The organism is Hymenobacter siberiensis, assembly GCF_018967865.2.
In the GTDB taxonomy this organism is placed as follows: domain Bacteria; phylum Bacteroidota; class Bacteroidia; order Cytophagales; family Hymenobacteraceae; genus Hymenobacter; species Hymenobacter siberiensis.
The window spans coordinates 3,727,979-3,745,876 of sequence record NZ_JAHLZY020000001.1; the positions used below are offsets into that span (position 1 = coordinate 3,727,979).

Genomic DNA, 17,898 nt, shown 5'->3' on the forward strand with positions numbered 1-17,898 from the left:
GTGAAATAAGCTCGTAAGCCGTTTGTTTTCGATTGATGCAACATTATTTTAGGTTCCTATTTCCACCTGCTGCATGAGCCCTACTCTACCCTTCAAGATTTTTGTAGTCGAGGACAATGAATGGTATGGCGAGCTACTCCTGCACCGCCTCAGCCAGAACCCGAACCACAGCGTTTCGCGCTTCACCACGGCCCAGGCATGCCTGGAGCAGCTGGGCGAAAAGCCGGATTTTATCACGCTCGACTATTCGCTGCCCGATGCCAAGGGCGAGCAGGTGCTGCGCCAGATTCGGGAGCGGCTGCAGGGCACCGAAGTAGTGGTGATATCGGGCCAGGAGGACGTGAGCACCGCCGTCAGCATGCTTCAGCAGGGGGCCTACGACTACCTGGTGAAGGATGAGAACACGCTCGACCGCCTCTGGAACCTGGTGGGCAAAGTAGCCCAGCAGGTGAGCCTGCGCCGCGAGAACAACCAGCTGCGCCAGCAGATTGGGGTGCGCCACGGAGCCGGCCAGGCCATTTTCGGCGAGCACGCGTCGATGCAGGCCGTGCAAACCCTCATCACCAAGGCGGCCCGCACCACCATCACGGTGAGCGTGAGCGGCGAAACCGGCACGGGTAAAGAACTGGTGGCCAAGGCAATTCACTTTCAGTCGAGCCGGGCGTGCCTGCCATTTGTGGCCGTAAACATGGCAGTCATTCCGCGCGAGCTGGTGGAGAGCGAGCTATTTGGGCACGAGAAGGGGGCATTTACCGGGGCGGTGGCCCGCCGCGTGGGCCGGCTGGAAGAAGCCACCGGCGGCACCCTGTTTCTGGACGAGATAGCCGACCTCGACCTGAGCCTGCAGGCCAAGCTGCTGCACGTGCTGCAAGAGCGCGAAGTAACCCGCTTGGGCGGCAACCAGACCATCCCGTTCGATGTGCGCCTGATTGTGGCCACGCATCGCGACCTGCTGACGGAGGTGCAGGCCGGCCGCTTCCGCGAAGACCTGTACTACCGCCTGCTGGGCCTGCCCATTGTGCTGCCCCCCCTGCGCCAGCGCGGGACCGATGTGCTGCTGCTGGCTGGGGTATTCGTGCGCGATTTCTGCCAGCTCAACAACCTGCCGCCACGCCAGCTCACCGACTCGGCCCGCGAGCAGCTGAAGGCGCATCCGTTTCCGGGCAACGTGCGCGAGCTGAAGGCCGTGGTGGAGCTGGCTACCGTGCTGGCCGACGGCGAGTTCATTCATGGCGAAGACCTGCCCCTGCGCCCCGGCAAAGCCACCTTTGGCCCCGGCAGCCAGCTTTCGCTGCGCGAGCAGACCACGGCCATCGTGCAAAGCTGCCTCAATGAGCTGGACGGCGACGTACTGGCCGTGGCGGCCCGCCTGAACATCGGGAAATCTACTATTTACCGTATGTTACGGCAACGCGAGCTGCACATCGGGTAAATACCGGCGAGGGGGCTGCCGGGTTTTCGCCGGATTTGTTGGTGCGCTTTGCCTTTGCCTGCGACATTGTTTTACGCTTAGCTCTTTTTTTAATGCGTCGCTCTCGTTATCCTCGTCTGGCTCGCCGGGCCGCTGCGTCAGCAGCCCGGCGGGTGGCCGGACGCAGGATGCAGCTCCCCCCGCTCGCACCTGCCGGCAATGCCGCCGCCCTGCCGGGGGTGGTGCCAAGGCAGGTACTGGCCAACCGGGTGGCGCTCATCCTGTTCAGCTACGACATGCGGCACCGCCAGCTGGTGCACTGCAACCAGCATTGCCACACCGTGCTGGGCTACACGGCCCAAGCGCTGCTGGCGCTGGGCGCCAGCCTGGGCCAGCAGATAATGCACCCAGACTCCCTGGCGCAGCTCATGCAATCGGATATGAAGCAGCTGCTGGCGCGGCACCAGACCGCCATCTGGGACTGCCGCGTGCGCCACCACGACGGCAGCTGGCACCTGCTGCGCCTGCGCATGCGGGCCAGCGTGCTGGGCCCCGAAGGCCAGGTCTGGGAGATTATGGGCAGTGCCGAAGACGTGACCCGCCATCGCGCCGCCATGGACGAGCTGCGCCAGAGCCGCCACCAGCTGCGGCAGGTGCTGGACGTGGTGCCCAACCTGGTGGCGGTGTTCGACCTGCAGCAGCAGCGCACCACCTACACTAACCGCCGCATCGAAACCCTGCTGGGTTATACCAGCGAAGAGATTCTAGCCTTCCCGCCCGGCCACCTGCTCCCGCACCTGCTGCCGACCGAGTCGCTGGTATGCTACCAGGGCACCATGAAGGACGTGGCCCAACTGCGCGATGGCGAGGTACGAGCCGTGGAGTACACGGCCCGCCACCGCGACGGCACCACCCGCTGGCTGCACAGCGCCCACGCGCCCTTTGGACGCGATGCCCAGGGCCGAACCACCAGCGTTATCAGCGTGACCGAGGATATTAGCGAGCAGCGGGCCGACGACGAGCAGCACCGCCTTGCCACCGCCCGGCTCACTGAGCAGCACCGCCTGTTCCGGCAGGTGATTGATGCCCTGCCCCACCCCATCTACCTAAAGGATGAGCACGGCAATTACCTGCTGGCCAACAAGTCGCTGGCCGCTTTGTATAATATGACGCCCGATGAGCTGGTGCGCGCCGGCAAGCCAGACATTCCAACCACGGAAGACGCCGCCCGCTACCGGCAGCAGGACCTGCAGGTGCTCACCACCGGCCAGGACCTGACGCAGGAGGAGTGCTTCACGAACCCCGATGGCCGGGTCAACTGGTTTAGCAGCGTGAAGCGACTGTTTGTGCAGGACGACGGCACGGCCCAGGTGCTGGGCGTGGACAGCAACATTACCGAGCTAAAAAGCACCCAGCAGGCCCTAGAGGGTGCCATTGCGACAGCCCAGGTTGATGCCCAGGCCAAGGAGGATTTCCTGGCCAACATGAGCCACGAAATCCGCACGCCGCTGCACGGCATTCTGGGCCTGACGGGGGTGCTGGTGAAAACCACCCTCAGCCGCAGCCAGCACGATTACCTGCGGCTGCTGGGCGAATCGGCCGAGCACCTACTCAATGTGCTGAACGACGTGCTCACCACCGCCCGCCTCGGCGCGGGCAAGCTGCAGCCCGAGGCCATATCTTTTGCTCCCATAGAGCTGCTGCGCGGCTGCGCGGCTCTGCTGCGGCCCCGCGCCCGGGAAAAGGGCCTGCACCTACGCATCGAGAAGCCCACGCTGCCCGGCCCCGTGCTGGGCGACGCGCACCGCCTGCGCCAGGTGCTGCTCAACCTGGTCAGCAACGCCATCAAGTTCACCGAAACCGGCACCATCCACCTGCGCTGCCGGGTGGTGCCCGGCCCCCGCCAGCACACCGAGCCTGCGGGCACGGTGTGGCTGCAATTCATGGTGAGCGACACCGGCCTGGGCATTGCGCCCGAAACACTGGATAAAATCTTCGAGCCCTTCACCCAGGCCACCGCCAGCACCGACCGCGAGTACGGCGGCACGGGCCTGGGCCTGAGTATTTCGGAAGGCCTGGTGAAACTCATGGGCGGTGTGCTGCAGGTGTCCAGCGAGGTGAACCAGGGCAGTACGTTTGCCTTCACGCTGGCCTTCCAGCCGGTAGCCGCCGCCCGCCCGGCAGAACCTAAAACGCCGGCCGAGGCCCCTGCCCTGGCCGATGCCGGCCGCATTTTGCTGGTAGAAGACAACCTGGTGAATAGCCTGCTGGCCGAAACCGTGCTGCGCAACTGGGGCTGGCAGGTAACCACCGCAGCCAGTGGACTGGCCGCCATCAACCTTTTTAAACACCGGACCTTCGACCTGGTATTAATGGATATTCAGATGCCGGGCATGGATGGCGAAACCGCCGCCCGCGCCCTGCGCCAACACCCCGACCCCAGCCGGGCCGCTACTCCGGTCATTGCCCTCACGGCCCGCGCCCAGTCCGGCGAGGCCGAGCGCCTGCGGGCATCCGGCTTTGCCGGCTACCTTGCCAAGCCCTACCGCGAAGAGCAGCTCCTCGAAACCATGCAGGCCGTGCTGGCACACCACAGCCAGGCCAGCAAATCCCCGTCTACTCCCCTCACCACTCCCACTATGCCTTCCGCAGCACCGTCTCTCTATAACCTAAGCAATGTGCGCCAGCTGGTGCGCAACGACGAAACCATCGTGCGCCGCCTGGCCTGGGCCTTCATCGAAACCACGCCCGCCATCCTCACTGCCCTCGACGAGGCCCTGACCAAAGGCGCCTGGGAAGCCCTGGGCGACGCCGCCCACCACCTCAAAAGCTCCCTCGACGGCCTGGGGGTGGAAAGCCTGCGCCAAGTCATCCGGGAGGCGGAGGCCTACGCCGAAACGCCGCCCGCCCCGGCCCACGCCGCCCGGCAGGTCACCCTCATCCGCACCGTTACGGAGCAGGTAATGGCCGGCCTGCGCACGGAGTTTCCGGAGCAGCAATCCTAGCGCCCATGCCCATTCCCCTGGCCCCGGCGGCCCCGCTCATTCACACCGACACGCTGGTGATTGGGGCGGGGCAGGCCGGACTGGCCGCCGCTTATTACCTGCAACGGCACGGCGTTGATTTCCGCCTGCTGGATGCCGCGCCCACGGCCGGCCATGCCTGGGACACCCGCTACGATTCGCTCCGCCTGTTTTCTCCGGCCTGGGCCAGCGGCCTGCCCGGCCGGCCCTGGCCCGGCCGCCGCCTCCGCTACCCAACCCGGGCCGAAACCAGCGCCTACCTGCGCGACTACGCCGCACATTTCGCGTTTCCGCTCGATGCCGACCAGCGCGTGACCCGCCTCACAGCCGCCCCCGGCCAGCCCGGCTACCACGCGCACACCGCCGCCGGCCGCACCTACGCCGCCCGCCGCGTGATAGTGGCCACCGGCCCCTACACCACCCCCAAAATACCGGCGTGGGCCACCCAGCTGCCCGCTGCCGTGGCCCAGCTGCCCAGCCGCGACTACCGCCGGCCGAGCCAGCTGCCCGGCACCGGCCCGGTGGCCGTGGTGGGCAGCGGCAACTCGGCCCTGCAAATCGCGGCCGATATTGCGGCCACCAGCCGGCCGGTTTTCGTGGCTTTCGATGAGAAGACCCCGGCCATGCCCAACAGCCAGCTGATGTGGGCCGGCCTGACCCTCATGGGCCTGCTGCGCATTCCGCGCCACACGGCCCTCGGCCGCTGGATGGTGAGCCAGCCCGAACCCGTGGTGAGCGGCGACCTGGCGCGCCTGCGCCGGCTGCCGGCGGCCACCTTCATTGGCCGAGCCACGGCGGTGCTGCCCACCGGGGCCATTGAGGGCCAGCGGGCGGCCTCCCCTCCCCTCGATGCCGTGGTGTGGGCCACCGGCTACCGCCCGGCCTACGACTGGCTGGAGCTGCCCATTTTTGAGGCCAATGGCCAGCCCCGGCACCAGCGCGGCCTCACGGCCGCGCCGGGCGTGGCGTTTCTGGGACTCGACTGGCTCGATAGCCGCAACTCGGCGCTGCTCAACGGTATTGGGGCCGATGCCCGGCGCGTGGTGCAGACCCTGCTGCAAATGCCCTAATCTTATTGAAACCTGGCCGGGGCTTTCGGGGTTGGATACATCAGATGCAGCTTGCTGAATCGGGCTGCTTTTTGTCCACTAGATTTTTCTGTAGCATTATGTTTATTTTCATGCTTGGCCTCTTGCTGGTCACCGCCATTATGGCGGTCAAAACTGTATCCAACGTCGAAGAAATGCTCACGCCCATTCCGGTGCGTGCCCAATAATCCTCCAATTTTTGTCAATAAAAAAGCAGCCCGAAAGCTGCTTTTTTTTATTGACTGATAATGCCCTGAATTTTCGGTTAGCGAATAACCAGCTTGCACATCTGGCTGGTGTTATCCGACTCAAGCCGCACGTAGTACAGGCCGTTGGCAAATTTGCTTAAATCAAGCGTGCGGGAATATTTGTCGTTGAATTCCGTGACGGTTTCGTGGTAGAGCACCGAGCCGATAACGTTCAGCACGCTCAACTCCACTTTCTTGCCCTGCAAGTTATTGATGGTGAGGTGCACAATGCCGGTGCTGGGGTTAGGATAAACCAGCAGGGTTTTGTAGTCGCTGGGGCGGGTTTGCTGGCCGGGGCGGTGCATGGAGGCGGCCGACACGGTGGGCACCGTGTGCAGCAACGGCCCTACGCCAAGGCTAAGGCAGACAAATAATAGCAGAGCTAAAAGTAAGCGTTTCATCATAGAGTAAATTAGTAGGCGGTAGAAAGGGCAGTAAGTTATTGAATTAACGGTAAAATTCACTTTTAGTTGACAAAGATACAGCCCTTGTGCAATAAGCTACACCAGAATACCCGAAAACCTCGATAAACTCCACTACTTTCACTTCCACTGTCCTTATTTCCCCGACCAGTTAAATGGATATTTTGTTGATTGGCGGTGGCCTGGCCGGGCTGGCGGCCGCCCTGGACCTGGCCCGGCGCGGCTACCAGGTAGCAGTAGTGGAGCGCAAGCAGTATCCGTTTCATAAAGTGTGCGGCGAATACGTGAGCAATGAGGCGCTGCCCTACCTGCGCCGCCTCGGGGCCGACCCGGCTGAGTTGGGTCCGGCGGCCATTTCGCGGTTCCTGCTGTCGTCGCCGGGCGGCCGCACGCTTAGCAGCCCGCTCGACCTGGGCGGCTTTGGCGTGAGCCGCTACGTGCTCGATGATTTTCTGTACCGGCAGGGCGTGGCGGCCGGGGTGGTGTTTCACCTCAAAAACACGGTGACAGACGTAACCTTTGATCCCGCCGCCGACCGGCACACCGTGACCCTGGCCGACGGCCGCACCCTCACGGCCCGCGTGGTGCTGGGCACCTACGGCAAGCGCGCCAACCTCGACCGGCAGCTGCAGCGGCCGTTTTTCGCGCAGCGCTCGCCCTACCTGGGCGTGAAGTACCATTTGCGCCTGCCGGGCTTTCCGCGCGATGTGATTGCGCTGCACAACTTCGCCGATGGCTACGCCGGCATTTCAGCCATCGAGGAGGACAAGCTGTGCTTTTGCTACCTCAGCTCGCGCCAGAACCTGAAGGACCACGGCACTATTCCGGCGCTGGAGCGGGAGGTGCTGGCCCGCAACCCACGCCTGCGCGAAATCCTGGACGCGGCCGAAGTGCTGTATCCACAGCCCGAGGTCATCAACGAGATATCCTTCGCCCCCAAGCAGCCCGTGGAGCAGCACATCCTGATGGTGGGCGACGCGGCGGGCCTCATCACGCCGCTGTGTGGTAATGGTATGGCCATGGCGCTGCACGGCGCGGCGCTGGCGGCGGCGGCGGCCGATGTTTTTTTGGCGGGCCGCACCAGCCGCCCGCAGCTGGAAACGGACTACGCCCGCGCCTGGCAGACCCAGTTTGGGGCGCGCCTGCGGGTGGGCCGGGCGGTGCAGCAGCTCTTTGGCGGACCGCTGCTGAGCGAGGCGGTGGTGGGCGGCCTGCGCCACTGGCCGGGCGCGGTGCGGGCCCTGATGCGCCGCACCCACGGCCAGCCCTTCTAAAATCTGGCGGCAGCGCGGCAGTCCGGGCACCAAGGCCGGAATGTTATTGGTGTTTTTTTGGACCCAAACGTGTAAAATCCTGCCTTATTCCGTAAGTAGTGGACCAATGTGCGGGACTACCCGTAATTTCAGCCGTCAGGCGCATTGGTTATCATGCGTTTTTAAAATCCGAAAATCCTTCCCGGAATGCCGAGTTACTTAGGTGCCATTGGCACAGCCAACCCCGTCCACCGCATTGCGCAGCCGCAAATTGCCGATTTCATGGCCCAGGCCCTGGAATTTGGCGAAAACGACACGCGCAAGCTGCGGGCGCTGTACCGGGTGTCGGGCATTGCGCACCGCTATTCGGTGCTGCCCGACTACGGCCGGGCCAATGGCGACTACACGTTTTTTCCCAATACCCCCACCCTGGAGCCGTTCCCGAGCGTGGGCCAGCGCATGGCCGTTTACCGGCGGGAAGCGTTGCCGCTGGCTACCGAGGCCGTGCGCGAGTGCCTGCGCCAGGTGCCCGACGTGGCGGCGGACACCATCACGCACCTGGTGACGGTGAGCTGCACGGGCATGTACGCGCCGGGGCTGGACATTGAGCTGGTGCAGACCCTGGGCCTGCGCCGCGACGTGCGCCGTACCTGCGTGAATTTCATGGGCTGCTACGCCGCCGTGAACGCCGTGAAGCTGGCCGATGCCTTCTGCCGCGCCGATGCTCAGGCCCGCGTGCTGATTGTGAGCGTTGAGCTATGCACGCTGCACTTCCAGAAGAGCCCCGAGGAAGACCACCTCATCAGCAACGCGCTGTTTGGCGATGGCGCGGCGGCCTGCCTGGTGCAGGCCCGCCCGCTGCCCAACGGCGTGCCCAGTCTGGCGCTGCAGGCCTTCCACTGCGGCCTGGAGCCCGATGGGCACGACGATATGGCGTGGCACATCAACGACTTTGGGTTTGAGATGACGCTGAGCAGCTACGTGCCGAAGCTGATTCAGCGCGGCATCCGCAACCTGACGGATGGGCTGCTGGCCAGCCTGCCCGTGGAGCTGGCCGACATCCGGCACTTTGCCATTCACCCCGGCGGGCGTAAGATTCTGGAAACTATTGAGACCGAGCTGGGCCTGACCCACGACGATAACCGCCACGCCTACCGCGTGCTGCGCGACTATGGCAATATGTCGTCGGCCACGGTGCTGTTTGTGCTGCGCGACGTGCTGGCCCACGCCACCCCGGCCGATGCCGGCGCGCCCGTGCTCAGCTTCGCCTTCGGCCCGGGCCTGACAATGGAGGCCATGCTGCTGGAGGTGAGTTATGAGTTAAAAGTCATGAGTTATGACTCAAGCAAAGCGGACGCTCTTATATCCGCGTAGCAATTTTCGCATAGACACATCCAACTTGTTATGAGATGCATATCTTATCTTGTAGCTCATCATTCATACCGCATCATTGGATTTTTCTGAACGCGCTGCCGGCCCGGAGCTGATGGACGACCTGACGCTGGCCAACGATGCCCTGCGCCAGAACCTCGACGAGCTGGAAACCATCAATACCTGGCTGGGCGGCTATGCGCCAGTGCTGAACGCGCTGCAACGCCTGAAAAGCCGGTTTCCGACCAGCCGGCCCCTGCGCCTGGCCGACCTGGGCAGCGGCGGCGGCGACACCCTGCGCCACGTAGCCCGCTGGGCCCGCAAAAACGGAATCGCCATAGAGCTGACGGGCATCGATGCCAATGCCTTTATGCTGGAATATGCCACGGCCAAAAGCCGGGAATATCCCGAAATCAGCTACCGACAGTTCGACATTTTCTCCCCGGAGTTTCAGGCGCAGCCCTTCGATGTGCTGACGTGCAGCCTGTTCTGCCACCATTTTACCGATGATGAGCTGGTGCCGCTGCTGCGGCAGTGGCACCAGCAGGCCGGCGTGGCCGTGGTCATCAACGACCTGCACCGGCACTGGCTGGCCTACCACAGCATCAAGTGGCTGACGTGGCTACTGGGCGGCTCCTACCTCGTGCGACACGATGCGCCGCTGTCGGTGGCCCGCGCCTTCCGGCGGCAGAACTGGGTAGATTTGCTGGCGCGGGCAGGCATCACGAAGTACGAGCTGCGCTGGCGCTGGGCCTTTCGCTGGCAGGTGGTTTTTTAGGGGTTGGGTGAGCTGGCTGCTTATATTGATACCCAAAACGAACGGTTTTTTAGCCCGCAGAAGGCGCAGAGGCAGCCAGACCGGTGTAAGCTAATCTGAGTGGTTTCAACGAGCCACTAACGGCTGCTTTTTCAGAATTATGTCCCGAAAGAATAGTCAAATAGTAAAACTTATGCGGCTTAATTAGCGGGATTCGCGCGCTCGTGTGCGAGATAAGCCCGGTGTGGGCTGCGGACGCGCAGGTTATGCAGCCCGCAGGCCACCACCATGACCGTATCGCGAAACCAGTCGCCGCGGACCCGCAGCTTGTCGCGCACCATGCGCAAGCGTTTGATGCCACTGTGCACGTGCTCAATCACCACGCGTAAGGGACTCAGCAGCTGGTTGTAAAGTTTCTGGGAAAAGGTCAGTTCGCCCTTCGGGGGCTTCTTGTGCGGCATCTCGACCAGCACCCCCGGCGGGCGATGGCCGAGCAAACCCAAATCCTGCCGCAGCACGCTGCCCGCCGGCAGGTGCAAGGGGTATTCGTCGGCCACTTTTTTGTCGTGCATGCGCCCTGATTCCGTGGGCGAGAGGTAGTGCAGATACTGCGTATCGTCGCACAAGGTGTTGTTTTTCAAGGCATAGACTTTTTTTAGCACTATACTCTTCTTCTTGCCCTTCCCGGTCCGCGTTGCGCGGGATACCGCGTTCCACCCCGTCGTAGGTAAAGATCATATCGGGGTGCGCGGCCAGGCGCTGGGCCAGTTGCGCGCCGTCGCGCACGGGCGACAGGCCGCGGGCGGCCAGCGTTTGGTTGAGCACGTTGAGCAACGGGCCCGTCAGGCGGCTGACGCGGGTCTGCGAAACGCCAAAGCTGGCGGCTTGGTGCTCTTGCAACGAATTGGTTTTGAGATAGGTCAGCAAGAAGAAAAGCTTCGTGTCGGTACCGGACAAGGTCGCATTGGCCCGCTCCCGATGGGCCGGGATGCGCCGCCGGGTGCCGTCGAGGGTGTGGTAGCGCTGATGCCGTTCCCAACGGGGCGCAAAGTCGGTGAGCAGGTCGTCAAATTCGGCGGGCAGCAGACTGGTTAAGGCCAGAAACTGCGTCGGCCGCTCGCGTAGGGCCAAATAATTCATCCCCAAAAGTACGGCCCGGTCTCACGCACCAGTATAGCTAACTTTGCCGCATCAGCACTAATGGACGGTAAAAAACATAGTACTGAACCGGATTTGACTGGGCAGTCTTTTCTACTTCATTTCCTGCCACTGTCGGCGCTGACCAACGTACTGGTCGAGCGCTTTTTGGCGGGTGACCGCATGGAAACCAACACCGTATAGGATACGGCAACGGGGCGGCCATGCAACTGGCCCGGCGTGAAGGTTGGCAGCTGGCGCACGGCGGTCAGAGTGGCCTCGTCGCAGCGGCCGCCCACCCCTTTCAGCAGGCGGGCATCGGTGACAGCCCCGGCCGCCGTCACCACGAAGGTTACGAACACGCGGCTCTCGCCGCAGCCCCCGGCCCCGGCGGCGCTCAGCCGGTCCCGGATAGCCGCCGCCACGGCCGCGCCGCTGCCCCCGTAGCCCGGCAGCTGGGGCATCCGCTCGACGTAGGTGTATACTTTAGCTGAATCGGCAGGCCCGGAACGGACCGGCCGGGGGACGGACTGGACCGCCCCCGCCGCGGAGCCCGACAGCGCGCCAAACAGGATGGCAGTCAGGCCGAATAAACGCCAGAAAGTTACTGAATTCATACCCTAAGATAAGACCGTCTGGCTACTGCAACGGCCGCCCGCCCTCTCCGCGCCTCCTACTCGTTACTGCTGCTGCTCTTTCGGAATTATACTCCAAAAGAGCAGCGAGCGGGAGCTGTACCAACTGCTTCCCGCTAAAAAAGCCCGGCGGCTACCCGGTAGGTATTAGCGTGGGCTTCTATGATGTCGATGATGCGTTCGGAATAGCCGCCGCCCATGCACACCACCACGGGCAGGCAGTGGCGGTGGCAGAGGCCGAGCACCAGCTCGTCGCGCCGGCGGCAGCCTTCGCGGGTGAGGGCCAGGTGGCCGAGCTTGTCGGTGGCCAGCACATCGACGCCGGCCAGGTAGAACACGAAATCAGGCTGCACTTCATCCAGCAGGCGGGGCAGGGTTTCGGCTAGTAGCTTGAGGTAGTGGGCGTCGTCGGTGCCGTCGGGCAGGGGGAGGTCGAGGTCGGAGGCTTCTTTGCGGGCGGGGTAGTTACGGCCGCCGTGCACGGAAAAGGTGAACACGCGGGGCTCGTGCTGAAAGATGGCAGCCGTACCGTTGCCCTGGTGCACGTCGAGGTCCACGATGAGGATTTTCTGTGCGTGGCCGTACGCCAGCAGCCAGGCCGCGGCGGCAGCCTGGTCGTTCAGCAGGCAAAAGCCTTCGCCCCGCGCCCGAAACGCGTGGTGCGTGCCGCCCGCAATGTTGAACGCCACGCCGTGCACCAGCGCCATCCGGGCCGCCTCAATGGTGCCGCCCAGGATGGTGATTTCGCGCTCGAACAGCTCGCGTGACCACGGAAAACCGGTGGCCCGCTCCTCCTGCCGGGTGAGCTGGCCGGTGCGCAGGCGGTGATAGTAGTCGGTATCGTGCACCCGTAGGATGTCCTCGTCGGGCGGGGGTTGAGCCACGAAAAAATCGGCGGCGGTGGCGGTGCCTTCGTGCAGGAGCTGCCCGGGCAACAGCTCGTACTTGAGCATGGGAAAACGGTGGCCGGCGGGCAGTGGGTGGGCGTAGCAGGGCGCAAAAGCAATGGGCAGCATCGGGGCAAAAGTGGGTGAGATGGCTGGGGGACTCAATCCCCCAATTTTGTAACACAAAACTTACCCTAAATGCTTGTCTTTGTGCGCGCCGGTGTGCTTCTTGCCGGTGCGAATACGGCCACCAGCTACTGGCAAAGCTGAGGAAACCCCAGAGACATCAAAAAAACGCCCCGACTACTGAAGTCGGGGCGTTTTTTTGATGTCTCTGGTAATGCGGGGTATGATGGGAGTTCGCCCATGCGCTGTTTTTATTGGGCCTGCGCCCGGTCCACGGTGGCGGTGGCTTCCGGCGGCACGCCCACCGAATGTCGCCCGGCTTTGCATACAAAAATGGCGGCCTGACTGAGCGGGCATTTTTTGCTTTTATCGCCCCAAAAACGCCAATCCACCGATTACCAAAGGATAATGTCTGCGCGCCTCGTCTATTGCTGGCGGGGGCGCGGAACTTTCACTCCGTTGGCCATCAACACGATGGTGTTGCTGATAAAGCTTTCGAAGGTAGCCAGCTCGTAGGTAGTGCCCCCGGTGCGGGCATTGGTGATTTCGACGGCTTGGCAGATGATGCGGCTCGGATAGTAATTGGTGAGGGTGCGGCGCACTGGCAGCGGAAGGGTGCTGGGCTCTACAATGGTGCCGGTGGCTTCGACATCGCCATTGGTGCTGAACCTGACCAGCCGAAAGGCCTGGCTTTGTGTGTAGCTGGCCTGATACCAGCCCTGGGCGCGTTTCCATTTTACGTGGCGGGCCTCCGGATACAGCTTTTGCAGGGCCACAAAGGCCAGCGGGGGCACCTGGGCATCGGGAATGCCCTGCGCCGGCGCAACCTGCCCCCACAAAAGGGCCGCCAGAAGCAATAAGGTAGTTTTCATAACGGTATAGGCGCGGGAAACGCTGGTGGGGGCGCACGGCCTGGGCCAAAAGCACCCACTCCCTTACTACCTGAGCATGCAAAAACGCATCATCGGGGGGATGAGTTTTGTCAACTGCGGCCTACCGTGCCGGCTGCGGGCTAGTGGATAACAACTGTTGCACATAAGCATCAGCTAATAATGCGCCCATCCTCCATCTCAATAATGCGGTGTGTTTTGGCGGCGAAGTCGTTGTCGTGCGTTACGATGAGCAGGGCCTGGTGGTAGGTTTCGGCCAGCTCCTTGAAGATGTCGAACACGATTTCGCCGTTTTTCTGGTCGAGGTTGCCGGTGGGCTCGTCGCCGAGGATGATGAGCGGGTCGTTTATCAGGGCGCGGGCAATGGCGACGCGCTGCTTCTGGCCGCCCGACAGCTGGTTGGGCTTCTTGAGCGCCTCGCTTTCGATGCCCAGAATCTTTAGCTTCTCGTAGGCGCGGTGCTCGATTTCCGGATTCGATAATTTGCCCAGCTTTTCGGCGGGCAGCATCACGTTGCGCAGCACCGAAAACTCGTTCAGCAAGTAGTGAAACTGGAACACGAAGCCGATTTGCTCGTTACGCACGCGGGCCAGCGCGGCCTCTTTTTTGCCCCGCATCGGCACACCGTCAATCAATAGCTCGCCCTCATAGGCAGTGTCCATGGTGGAAAGGATGTAGAGCAGCGTGGACTTGCCGCAGCCCGACTTGCCCACCACGGCCGCAAACTCGCCCCGGTTCAGGGCAAACGACACGTCGTGCAGCACCTGCACCCGCACGGGGTCGTCGAAATACTTGATTAGCTGGCGGGCTTCAATTGCGGGGGTGTCCATGTTACTTGCCTCGGATGATGTCGACCGGGTCGACCCGGCTGGCCTTACGGGCCGGGAAATACCCCGCCAGGTAGGTGGTAATGAGCGAGAAAACCGCCCCAATGCCGTAGAAAACCGGGTTGAAACTGACCGGGTAGAAGTGCACCGTGGGCAGCGAGGCCGGGTGAAACGGCACGTAGGAAATCAGGACCGAGAGCCCGAAGCCGAACAGCAGCCCCGCCGCGCCGCCCGACAGCCCAATGGCCAGCGCCACCGCCACAAACAGCCGCTGCACATCGGCCCCCGAAAACCCAATGGCCTTGAAGATGGCAATAGTGTCCATCTTCTCGTAAATCATCATGTTCAGGATGTTATAAATCCCGAAGCCCGCCACAATCAGCAGCGTGATACCCACGGTGTACGAAATGAGCGTGCGGATGAAGGTGCCGGTTTCGAACTGCGAATTGGCAGTTTGGATGTCCAGGGCCTGCACGTCGTAGCGCTGCGCGTATTCCCTGGCCAGCTGCGGGGCCAGGCTGAAATCGTGGAGCTTCACCTGCACGTCGGTGACGTAGTTGTTGGCTTCGCCGAGCAGCTTTTGGGCCGTGAGCAGAGAGGTGTAGCTCTGTACTTTATCGACCTCCAGGATGCCCGACTGAAACAAGCCAACGACCTTGAGCGGCACGCGGTTGCCCTTCACGGTCGTGATTTGCACGATATCGCCCACACCTACCAGCATGAGGTCGGCGGCGGCTTTGCCGAGGATGATGCTATTGGACACGGTACTGATGCTGAGCAGGTTGCCGGCCACCACGTAGTCGCCAAAGGCAAAAAGCCGGTTTTCCTGCTCCACTTCAATACCGCTGATGGTGCCGGTGAGGTTGATGGTACCCACGTTGTAGAATACCTGGGCCTGGGTTTTGGGGGCCACGCCGCGCACGCGTGGGTCGTGGCGCAGGGCCGCGATGATGGCCCCGGCGTTGTGAATGCGCGGCAGCTCGTTGCTGGGCCTGATGGAACGGATAAAATTGTGCTGCCGTGGCCCGGGCGCGGTATACCGGTCGATGGGCTGCTGCGGGGCCGGCTGCACCTCGTTGTAGAGGCGCACGTGGGGCGTGCGGTTGAGTACCAGCCCATCGAGCAGCTGGTTGAGGCCCGCCATGAAGCTGAGCAGCGCAATGAACATGGTGATGCTGAACGTGACGCCAACGGCCGCCACCAGCGACTGCCGCCCACGGGCCAGCAGCAGCGACAGGGCCACATCGTAGAGCAGGGGCAGCTTCATTTCGCGGGGGCTGTAAGTTCGTCGGCGGGCGTCAGGCCTGCCAGGATTTCCACCATCTGATAATCGCGCAGGCCGGTTTTCACCCGCGCCAGCTGACCGTTGGCCCTGCGCACCGTGGAGTCGTCGACCAACAGGCGGCGCGGAATCAGCAGGGCCCTGGACTTGGTTTGCAGCACGATGTTGACCTCGAAGCTCACGAACGGATACAGCACCGGCGGCTGGCGTACGAAGGTCGCATTCACCTGAAACGTGCGGCTGCCGGCGTTCATCATCGGCGAAATGGCGCTGACGCGGGCCGTGAACACCTGCCCCTTGTAGCTATCCAGCGTGACCAGCACCAGCTGACCGGGGCGGATTTTCACGATGTCGGACTCGTCTACCTGCATTTCGAGCACGAAGTGGCGGGCGTCGCCCAGCAGGGCTAGCGGCGTTTGGGGCGTCACGGCCTCGCCCTTTTCGCGGTAGAGTTGGTACACGATACCGTTTACTTTGCTGCGCAGGACGAAGTCGCTGGCCTGCCGCTGGGCAATCTGGAGGTTTTTGCGCGACTGCGCGGCCCCGAAATCGAGCTGTTTTTTAAGTGTCTGGTAGTTGAGCACGGCCGACTCGTAGGCGGCTCGGGAGCCAGCATAGGCCAGCTCGCGCTGCTCCAGCGTCTGCTTCGTGCCGATGGTCTGCTGCCAGAGCTGGCGCTGGCGCGTGAGCTGCAGCTGGTCGTTCTGCATGGTGCGGCGTTGCAGGGCAATGCGCTGGCGGGCCTCTTCGAGCTGGCTTTGGTTGGCGGCCACGGCGGCATAGCGGGCGGCCAGGGCGGCGTTTTCCTGATTGAGCTGCTGCACATCGCTGGCAATGGAGAGCAGCGGCGTACCCACCCGCACCGAGTCGCCCTCGTGCACCAACACCGTTTGAATAATGCCGCCGCCGGTGGCAAATGCCTGGTACTGCTGCCCGCTCTTGACGGTGCCAGCCGCGTACACCGACTCCGAAATAGCCGACCAGACTGGTTTCACCCGCTCGGCCTTATCCCGGCAGCCGACCAAAGCCACGAGTAGCAGCAGCAGCCAGCGCCCGGGTGGCACGGCAGACGGGCAAGATGTTCGGTGTCGGTTGAGGTTCATGGGCTGACACGCGGCAATCGGGGGCCCCGTTTTCAAGAGGGAAATAAGATAATTACTCGCTCCGGCAGGCTGCTCCGGCAGGCTGATTGATGGAGCAGGTGATAATGCATAAGCGGCTGTTTTAGTAGCTGATGTTACGCAGTGGCGGCTGCTGGTTTGGTTGCTGGCTGCTAGTTGTTGGCAGAACGCGGTTGAGCCGTTTCTCAGGACGCGAAACCAGCAACCGGAAACAAGAAACTAAGTGCAGTTTCTGACCCAATAGCTGCCGGCGTAACATCAATAATTAGGCTAACACGGCCGTATTGGCTCCCAGAATCTCGCGGGCCTGCGCCACCTCGGCGGCGGTGCCGTGGGCCAGGAGCATGTATTTCCCCACCTTGATTTCGGTTTCGTACTCCAGCACGCTGTTGTCGGGCACGCCCAGGCTCACCAGCGCCGCGCCCAGGGCACTCACGCCGCCTACCACCACGGCGCCTTCCAGCGCGCCCACCAGCATGCCCACCAGCGGCCCGGCCAGCACGAGCGGACCCACGCCCGGAATAAGGATGAAGGCGGAGCCCATCAGCATGCCCCATATGCTGCCCCAGAAGGCCCCATTGCCGCCCCATTTCATTATACGGTCCCATATTGTAGTAGCCCACCACGTTTTCCTCGGCGTGGTAGTCGCGGCCCAAAATAGAGAGCTGCTGCATGTTGAAACTGTGATGCTGGAGCTTTTTAACGGCCTGCTCGGCTTGCTCGTGGGTGTCGTAGAGCGCGGTCATTACGGGGGCCTGGTTCATATAAAAGTTTGGGGGGGGGGTGAGGTAGTTGAATGAGGAGAAAATTGGCAACCGACCATTGCTACCGCCGACCTACTTAGTGGCGAACTGGAGAGGTAAGATTACGCGGGGCCAGCTGCCAGCCGCCAGCCGCATGACGAGCATCAAGCATTAGGCTAATTTTCAACAGGGGTTTTGCGGGGACACTGCTGGTTATTTACCATCCGTTGGCACCACCGGCGCGGACCGGCGGCCTGGCCAGTCGTGGCCGGAGCTGGCGCGGCCGGGCGGCATTTTCAGCAGTAGAAACCGCGCCAGCCACCGGCTCACGCACCAGCGTGCTATTGCCTTGATTTTTAAATTTTTATGCAGTGGAACCTACTGCCAAAAAATCCCCGACTGCCTTATTAGCTGGTGCTACGCCGGTAATGCTTGGGTAAGGGGCTGCACTTAGTTGTTGGTTACTCGTTACTGGTTAGTGCTCTTCCTAACAAAACAGCTCAACCGCATTCAACCGCGTTCAACCCGCAACCAAATAGCCGCTGTAGCAGCCCCTGCGTGACAGCCGTTACTAAAAGGAGAGCGTTTAAATAAGAACGTCATGCTGCGCTGGCCGAGGCAGCTCTACCGCATCAGTAATTATTTACTTACGCAGTAGAAACGCCTCGGCCAGCGCA

17 protein-coding genes and 2 pseudogenes are annotated in these 17,898 nt (G+C 62.6%); 6 read left to right on the forward strand and 13 right to left on the reverse strand.

Annotated elements, in window-relative coordinates:
• The first annotated feature begins 73 nt into the window (after positions 1–73).
• From KQ659_RS16535 to KQ659_RS16545, 3 genes are all read left to right on the forward strand, one after another.
• Positions 74–1,432 (forward strand): sigma-54-dependent transcriptional regulator, encoded by a 1,359-nt coding sequence (locus KQ659_RS16535; RefSeq protein ID WP_216688190.1) that lies wholly within the window; start codon positions 74–76, stop codon positions 1,430–1,432.
• Positions 1,433–1,599: 167 nt separating this feature from the next.
• Complete coding sequence (locus KQ659_RS16540) at positions 1,600–4,416, forward strand: PAS domain S-box protein (protein ID WP_216688189.1); 2,817 nt, start codon at positions 1,600–1,602, stop codon at positions 4,414–4,416.
• A 5-nt stretch (positions 4,417–4,421) separates the two neighbouring features.
• Complete coding sequence (locus tag KQ659_RS16545) at positions 4,422–5,504, forward strand: flavin-containing monooxygenase (protein WP_216680049.1); 1,083 nt, start codon at positions 4,422–4,424, stop codon at positions 5,502–5,504.
• 2 nt (positions 5,505–5,506) lie between these two features.
• Here KQ659_RS16545 and KQ659_RS16550 read toward each other — a convergent pair whose 3' ends face one another.
• Positions 5,507–5,809: a hypothetical protein gene (locus KQ659_RS16550; RefSeq protein WP_226915759.1), complete on the reverse strand. Its 303-nt coding sequence runs from the start codon at positions 5,807–5,809 to the stop codon at positions 5,507–5,509.
• Entirely contained in the window at positions 5,788–6,174 is a 387-nt protein-coding gene (locus KQ659_RS16555; RefSeq protein ID WP_216680048.1) for a T9SS type A sorting domain-containing protein, read from the reverse strand. The genes KQ659_RS16550 and KQ659_RS16555 overlap by 22 nt, the downstream gene beginning before the upstream one ends.
• 173 nt (positions 6,175–6,347) lie before the next feature.
• Between KQ659_RS16555 and KQ659_RS16560 the strand changes: the two genes are divergently transcribed.
• The 3 genes from KQ659_RS16560 to KQ659_RS16570 all read left to right on the forward strand — a co-directional run bounded on the left by KQ659_RS16560 (position 6,348) and on the right by KQ659_RS16570 (position 9,594).
• Entirely contained in the window at positions 6,348–7,466 is a 1,119-nt protein-coding gene (locus tag KQ659_RS16560; protein WP_216680047.1) for an NAD(P)/FAD-dependent oxidoreductase, read from the forward strand.
• 186 nt (positions 7,467–7,652) lie between these two features.
• Entirely contained in the window at positions 7,653–8,819 is a 1,167-nt protein-coding gene (locus KQ659_RS16565) for a type III polyketide synthase (RefSeq protein ID WP_216680046.1), read from the forward strand.
• Between the two features lie 76 nt (positions 8,820–8,895).
• Positions 8,896–9,594: a methyltransferase domain-containing protein gene (locus KQ659_RS16570; RefSeq protein ID WP_226930015.1), complete on the forward strand. Its 699-nt coding sequence runs from the start codon at positions 8,896–8,898 to the stop codon at positions 9,592–9,594.
• Between the two features lie 179 nt (positions 9,595–9,773).
• Here KQ659_RS16570 and KQ659_RS16575 read toward each other — a convergent pair whose 3' ends face one another.
• The 11 genes and pseudogenes from KQ659_RS16575 to KQ659_RS21920 all read right to left on the reverse strand — a co-directional run.
• The gene (locus KQ659_RS16575; protein WP_226930017.1) at positions 9,774–10,235 is read right to left on the reverse strand and encodes a transposase family protein; all 462 of its coding nucleotides are present in this window, start codon (positions 10,233–10,235) and stop codon (positions 9,774–9,776) included.
• Between the two features lie 205 nt (positions 10,236–10,440).
• Positions 10,441–10,713, reverse strand: a pseudogene (locus KQ659_RS22160) (hypothetical protein); the annotation flags it as partial.
• Between the two features lie 116 nt (positions 10,714–10,829).
• A complete protein-coding gene (locus KQ659_RS16585; RefSeq protein ID WP_216680044.1) occupies positions 10,830–11,327 on the reverse strand; it encodes an energy transducer TonB in 498 nt (165 codons plus the stop codon).
• Between the two features lie 134 nt (positions 11,328–11,461).
• Positions 11,462–12,361: a histone deacetylase family protein gene (locus tag KQ659_RS16590; protein ID WP_216680043.1), complete on the reverse strand. Its 900-nt coding sequence runs from the start codon at positions 12,359–12,361 to the stop codon at positions 11,462–11,464.
• Between the two features lie 248 nt (positions 12,362–12,609).
• The gene (locus tag KQ659_RS16595; RefSeq protein WP_216688188.1) at positions 12,610–12,750 is read right to left on the reverse strand and encodes a hypothetical protein; all 141 of its coding nucleotides are present in this window, start codon (positions 12,748–12,750) and stop codon (positions 12,610–12,612) included.
• A gap of 33 nt (positions 12,751–12,783) precedes the next feature.
• Positions 12,784–13,230: a hypothetical protein gene (locus KQ659_RS16600; RefSeq protein ID WP_216680042.1), complete on the reverse strand. Its 447-nt coding sequence runs from the start codon at positions 13,228–13,230 to the stop codon at positions 12,784–12,786.
• Positions 13,231–13,400: 170 nt separating this feature from the next.
• Entirely contained in the window at positions 13,401–14,078 is a 678-nt protein-coding gene (locus KQ659_RS16605) for an ABC transporter ATP-binding protein (RefSeq protein ID WP_216686045.1), read from the reverse strand.
• Between the two features lies 1 nt (position 14,079).
• Positions 14,080–15,342 carry an ABC transporter permease gene (locus KQ659_RS16610; protein WP_216686044.1) on the reverse strand — a complete coding sequence of 421 codons (1,263 nt, stop codon included), beginning with the start codon at positions 15,340–15,342 and terminating at the stop codon, positions 14,080–14,082.
• Positions 15,339–16,421: an efflux RND transporter periplasmic adaptor subunit gene (locus tag KQ659_RS16615; RefSeq protein ID WP_226915756.1), complete on the reverse strand. Its 1,083-nt coding sequence runs from the start codon at positions 16,419–16,421 to the stop codon at positions 15,339–15,341. Before KQ659_RS16615 ends, KQ659_RS16610 begins: the two co-directional genes overlap by 4 nt.
• A gap of 322 nt (positions 16,422–16,743) precedes the next feature.
• The gene (locus tag KQ659_RS16620) at positions 16,744–17,073 is read right to left on the reverse strand and encodes a hypothetical protein (RefSeq protein ID WP_226915755.1); all 330 of its coding nucleotides are present in this window, start codon (positions 17,071–17,073) and stop codon (positions 16,744–16,746) included.
• Between the two features lie 40 nt (positions 17,074–17,113).
• A pseudogene (locus KQ659_RS21920) lies at positions 17,114–17,242 on the reverse strand (DUF1269 domain-containing protein); the annotation flags it as partial.
• Between the last annotated feature and the right edge of the window lie 656 nt (positions 17,243–17,898).

Bases quoted from the DNA above. Each gene is read 5' to 3' on its own strand.
- KQ659_RS16535 (WP_216688190.1), top strand. From the start codon at position 74: ATGAGCCCTACTCTACCCTTCAAGATTTTTGTAGTCGAGGACAATGAA.
- KQ659_RS16540 (WP_216688189.1), top strand. From the start codon at position 1,600: ATGCAGCTCCCCCCGCTCGCACCTGCCGGCAATGCCGCCGCCCTGCCG.
- KQ659_RS16545 (WP_216680049.1), top strand. From the start codon at position 4,422: ATGCCCATTCCCCTGGCCCCGGCGGCCCCGCTCATTCACACCGACACG.
- KQ659_RS16555 (WP_216680048.1), bottom strand. From the start codon at position 6,174: ATGATGAAACGCTTACTTTTAGCTCTGCTATTATTTGTCTGCCTTAGC.
- KQ659_RS16560 (WP_216680047.1), top strand. From the start codon at position 6,348: ATGGATATTTTGTTGATTGGCGGTGGCCTGGCCGGGCTGGCGGCCGCC.
- KQ659_RS16565 (WP_216680046.1), top strand. From the start codon at position 7,653: ATGCCGAGTTACTTAGGTGCCATTGGCACAGCCAACCCCGTCCACCGC.
- KQ659_RS16585 (WP_216680044.1), bottom strand. From the start codon at position 11,327: ATGAATTCAGTAACTTTCTGGCGTTTATTCGGCCTGACTGCCATCCTG.
- KQ659_RS16590 (WP_216680043.1), bottom strand. From the start codon at position 12,361: ATGCTGCCCATTGCTTTTGCGCCCTGCTACGCCCACCCACTGCCCGCC.
- KQ659_RS16600 (WP_216680042.1), bottom strand. From the start codon at position 13,230: ATGAAAACTACCTTATTGCTTCTGGCGGCCCTTTTGTGGGGGCAGGTT.
- KQ659_RS16605 (WP_216686045.1), bottom strand. From the start codon at position 14,078: ATGGACACCCCCGCAATTGAAGCCCGCCAGCTAATCAAGTATTTCGAC.
- KQ659_RS16610 (WP_216686044.1), bottom strand. From the start codon at position 15,342: ATGAAGCTGCCCCTGCTCTACGATGTGGCCCTGTCGCTGCTGCTGGCC.
- KQ659_RS16620 (WP_226915755.1), bottom strand. From the start codon at position 17,073: ATGAAATGGGGCGGCAATGGGGCCTTCTGGGGCAGCATATGGGGCATG.